The 5,484-nt window shown below is 70.8% G+C and carries 1 protein-coding gene and 1 pseudogene; both read right to left on the bottom strand.

Going from position 1 to position 5,484, the window contains the following annotated elements:
- A pseudogene (locus ACTWQR_RS55210) lies at positions 1–4,387 on the bottom strand (beta-ketoacyl synthase N-terminal-like domain-containing protein); the annotation flags it as partial.
- Positions 4,388–4,520: 133 nt separating this feature from the next.
- Positions 4,521–5,484, bottom strand: a 964-nt coding sequence (locus ACTWQR_RS55205; protein WP_443234924.1) for a KR domain-containing protein, incomplete at its 5' end; no start/stop codon positions are given.

Genomic DNA, 5,484 nt, shown 5'->3' with positions numbered 1-5,484 from the left:
CACCACGCCGGCTCAGCAGCAGCAGCCGCCGCGCGCCCTGCTCGACGACCAGATGACGGGCCAGAATCCCGCCCAGCGTCCCCGTCGCACCCGTGATCAGAACCGTGCCCTCATCCCAACGCGGCGCGGCCGACTCGTCCACCGCACGACTCCGTATCAGACGGGGCGCGAGCAACCTGCCTGCACGTATGGCAACTTGGGGCTCACCGGAAGCCGCCGCGACAACCGCCCGGTCATCGGCATCGCCATCGGCATCGGAATCGGAATCGGAATCGATCAGGACGATACGGTCCGGGTTCTCCGTCTGCGCCACCCGCAGCAGACCCCACACACCCGCATGCACCAGATCAGGAACATCCTCACCCGCCACCGCGGCGACCGCACCCCGCGTCACCACCACCAACCGCGCCCCAGCCAACCGTTCATCGGCCAAGAACGCCTGCACGGTCCCGAGGACCCGCCCGAGAGCCGCGCGCGCCGCCGCGGCGACGTCACCGCTGTCGGTACCGCCCTGGGTGCCGTCCGAAGCCGGTGACCACAGGACGGTGTCCGCGCCGGCCCGCGCCACCGCGTCCAGATCCGGATACGACACCACCGAACCCACCGGCGACACACCCAACGCGGCCCAACCCGAGGTATCAACAACCCCGCCCGCACCCACACCCGGCACTTCGGACCACTCCACCGGGAACAACCCGTCCCGCCCCGCATCCGCCGCAGCCCGCACCGCATCCCGCGACAACGGACGCAACACCAACGACTCCACCGACACCACCGGCACACCCACACCATCGGCGACCTGGAGCGATACGGCATCTGAGCCGGACAGCCCGAACCGGACCCGCAGCGAGGACGCGCCGGTGGCGTGCACGCTCACGCCCGACCAGGAGAACGGCAGCCGTGCCTGCCCGGATTCAGCCGCCACTCCGGGCAGCAGCGCGTGCAGCGCGGCGTCCAGCAGAGCCGGGTGCAGCAGGAACCCGCCCGCTTCGCCCAGGAGTTCATCCGGCAGCACCACCTCGGCGAAGACCTCACCCTCGCCATCGCCCTCGCCGCGCCACACCCTCCTCAACCCCTGAAACGCCGGACCATACGCATACCCCTGATCCGCCAACCGCCCATACACACCCCCCAGATCAACCTCGACCGCACCCACCGGAGGCCACACCACCAAACCCGCATCAGCGACCTCGGTGTCGGCGTGGGGGTTGGTGTCCGTGTCGCCGGGGGCCAGCACGCCCTGGGCGTTGAGCACCCAGGGATGGTCGATGCCCTCGTCGTCGTCGGGCCGGGAGTACACGTCCAACCGGCGCGCGCCGGACTCGTCCTTCTCCCCCACCGCCAGCTGCAGTTGGACCGCACCCCGGTCGGGCAGCACCAGCGGTGCGGCGAGCGTGAGTTCGTCCACGCGCTCGGTGCCCACCTGCTCGCCGACCCGGGCCGCCAGTTCCAGCAGCGCGGTTCCGGGCAGCAGTACGGTCCCCGCCACCGCGTGGTCGGCCAGCCACGGGTGCGTACGCAGGGACAGGCGCCCGGTGAACAGCACCTCGCCGCCACGGGCGAGGGTGACCGACGCGCCGAGCAGCGGGTGCCCGACCGGGCTCAGACCGAACCCGGCGGCGTCCCCGTGCGCGACGGGGACGTCCAGCCAGTAGCGGTCACGCTGGAAGGCGTACGTCGGCAGGGCGACGCGCCGGGCGCCGGTACCCGCGAAGAACGCCTCCCAGCCGGTGTCTCCGGCCACGCCGCGGATGCGCAGGGCGCCGACTCCGGCGATCAGTGTGTCGGGCTCGGGCCTGTCACGTCGCTGAAGCGCCACGGCCAGGGAGTCGTCGTGGTTCCCGGCGTCGAGCGTGTCCTGTGCGAGAGCGGTGAGCACCCCGTCGGGGCCCACTTCGACGAAGGACTTCACGCCTCGCCCGACCAGGTAGCGGATTCCGTCGTGGAAGCGGACGGCCTGGCGGATGTGGCGCGCCCAGTAGTCGGGGGACGCCAGCTCTTCGGCGGTCGCCAGGGTGCCGGTGACGTTCGAGACGACCGGGATACGGGGAGCGTGGAACGTCAACTTCGCGGCGACGGCACGGAATTCGTCGAGCACTCCCTCCATGTGCGGGGAGTGGAAGGCGTGGCTGACCGTGAGCGCCCTCGTCTTCCGGCCCTGGGCGCGCAGTTCGTCGGCCACGGCGGTGACCGTGTCGCGGTCGCCGGAGATCACCGTGGAGCGGGGGCCGTTCAGCGCGGCGACGTCTGCCTGCCGCTCCCGGCCCGCGAGCAGCGCCCGTACCTCGGCCTCGTCGGCCTGCACCGCGATCATGGCGCCCCCGGCGGGCGCGGACTGCATCAGCCGGCCCCGCTCGGCGACGAGCACCGCGGCGTCCGCCAGGTCGAGGACGCCGGCGATGTGGGCCGCGGCGATCTCACCGATGGAGTGACCGGCCAGGTAGTCGGGCCGTACTCCCCAGGACTCCAGCAGCCGGTACAGCGCGACTTCGACGGCGAAGAGTGCCGCCTGGGTGTTGGCCGTCTCGTCCAGACCTTCTCCGGTACGGATGGTCTCGCCCACCGGACGGCCCAGACGCGGGTCCAGCACCGCGGCCACCTCGTCGAACGCCGCCGCGTACACCGGGAACGACTCATACAACTCCCGGCCCATACCCACGCGTTGAGCACCCTGTCCCGTGAACAGGAACGCGGTCCTGCCACCCGTACGCACACCCCGAACCACCTGCGCCGACGAACCACCCGAAGCCAGCGCCCGCAACCCGCCCGACAGCGCGTCCCTGTCCCGGCCCACGACCACGGCGCCGTGCTCCAGCGCCGCCCGGCCGGTGGCAAGGGTGTACGCCACGTCCAGCGGGTCTGTCCCGGTGCCGGACTCCACGTACGAGAGCAGTCGCCCGGCCTGTGCCCGCAGCGCTTCCGGGGTCTTGCCGGAGAGCACCCACGGCAGGACGGCGGGGGGTGTCGCCACGTCCTCGGTGCCGGTGCCGGTGCCGGGCTCGGGGCTCGGGGCCTGCTCAAGGATGACGTGGGCGTTGGTGCCGCTGAAGCCGAAGGAGGAGATACCCGCTCGGCGGGGGCGGTCCGTGGCCGGCCAGGGGCGTGCCTCGGTGAGCAGTGCCACGGCGCCGGCCGTCCAGTCGACGACCGGGGTGGGGTCGTCGGAGTGAAGGGACTGCGGCAGGATCCCGTGGTCCATGGCCCGGATCATCTTGATGATGCCGCCGACACCGGCTGCCGCCTGGGCGTGCCCGATGTTCGACTTCAGCGAACCCAGCCACAGCGGACGGTCCTCGGACCGCTCCTGGCCGTACGTGTTCAGCAGCGCCTGCGCCTCGATCGGATCGCCCAGCGTGGTACCCGTGCCGTGCGCCTCCACCGCGTCCACATCCGCCGCACCCAACCCGGCATTCGCCAGAGCCTGCCGGATCACCCGCTCCTGCGAAGGACCGTTCGGCGCCGTCAGACCATTGCTCGCACCATCCTGATTAATCGCCGAACCACGCACCACGGCGAGAATCCGGTGCCCGTTGCGCCGCGCGTCCGACAACCGCTCCACCAGGAGCAGGCCCACACCCTCCGACCAGCCGGTACCGTCCGCCGACGCTGCGAACGGCTTGCACCGGCCGTCCGCCGCCAGACCCCGCAGCCGCGAGAACTCGATGAAGGGCATGGGGGTGGGCATGACGGTGACACCGCCCGCCAACGCCAGGTCGCACTCACCGGTCCGCAACGCGTTCGCCGCCAGATGCAGAGCGACCAACGACGACGAACACGCCGTGTCGACCGTCACCGCCGGACCCTCCAGACCGAGCGTGTAAGCGACGCGCCCGGAGGCCACGCTGCCCGCGCTGCCGCTGGCCAGATACCCCTCGAGCCCATCGGGCACCTCGCCGACGCGAGAGCCGTAGTCCCCGTACATCACACCGGTGAACACACCGGTCCGCGTGCCGTGCAGATCGGCCGGGACGATCCCGGCACTCTCCAAGGACTCCCAGGCCGTCTCCAGCAGCAGCCGCTGCTGCGGATCGGATGCCAGTGCCTCGCGCGGCGACATCCCGAAGAACTCCGGGTCGAAGAGGTCGGCGTCGTGCAGGAACCCGCCGTGACGTGCGTAGCTCGTGCCCACGCTTTCGGGGTCCGGGTCGTAGAGCCCTTCCAGATCCCAGCCGCGGTTCGACGGAAACTCACTGACGGCGTCCACGCCGTCCGCGACCAACCGCCACAGATCATCGGGCGACGCCACCCCACCCGGATAACGGCACGCCATCCCCACAATCGCGATCGGCTCGTTCTGCTTGTCCTCGACTTCGCTCAGCCGCTTACGCGCGTCGCGGGCGTCGGCAATGGCCCGCTTGAGGTAGTCGCGGAGCTTTGCCTCATCCGTCACGTGGTTTCAACTCCCGTAAGCAATGGTGTGTTCAGCGAAAGTGGTCTGACGGTCGTGCCTGTGGTGACTTCGGTCGTGCCTGTGAGGGGCGGTCGTGCCCGTCGGGGACGTTCAGTCGTGCCCGGGGGCATCAATCGAGTTCGTCGACCAGCGCGAAGAGTTCGTCGTCGCTCGCCGAGTCGAGGTCCGCCGCGTCGCCGGATCCGTCGGCGCCGCTCTTGTCCGGGCCCTCCGTCAGGATCAGCAACTCCCGCAACCTGACCGCTACTTGGGCCCAGGACGCTTCGTCCGAAGTCGCCGACTGGATCACCGACTTCATTCGGTCCAGGTCGGCAAGGACCGGATCGGCCACCGAGCCCTTCTCGGCCTCGATCTGCCCGGAGAGATACCGGGCGAGGGCGGTGGGGTTGGGGTAGTCGAAGACGAGGGTGGTGGGCAGGCGCAGGCCGGTGGCCTGACCGAGCTGGTTGCGCAGTTCCACCGCGGTCAGCGAGTCGAAGCCCAGTTCCTGGAACGGGCGGTCGGCGTCGATCGCACCGGCATCGGCATGCCCGAGTACGCCGGCGACCTGACCGCGCACCAACTCGGCCAGCGCCTCCTCGCGCTCGGCCTGACCGACCGCGGCCAGCTGTTGCACCAGCCCCGAAGCCCGGCCGCCCGTACCCGTGCCACGGCCACCACCGCCGACACCGCTCGCTGTCCTGCGTCGTGTGGTGGCGGGGGCCAGGCCGCGCAGGATCGGCAGGACCTGATCACCCTGGCGCCGCAGCACCCCGGCATCCAGGAGCGTGGCGGCCAGCACCGGCCGCCCACCCGCCAACGCGGCATCGAACAGACCCATCGCATCCTCGGCCGGCAACGCGACCAGACCCAGCCGCGCCAGACGCCGCAGATCCGTATCGCTCAACTGACCGCTGATCGTGCTCGCCTGTGACCACAGACCCCAGGCCAGCGAGGTAGCCGGCACCCCCTGCGCATGCCGGTGCTGGGCCAGCGCGTCCAAAAACGTGTTGCCCGCCGCGTAGTTGGCCTGGCCCGCATTACCGATCAGACCCGCGATCGACGAATACAGCACGAACGCCGACAACCGCAGA

This window comes from Streptomyces sp. 2A115, assembly GCF_052245575.1.
Taxonomy (GTDB): Bacteria; Actinomycetota; Actinomycetes; order Streptomycetales; family Streptomycetaceae; genus Streptomyces.
Note: the sequence above shows the minus strand (reverse complement) of the source record. Positions and strands in the feature narration are given on the sequence as shown.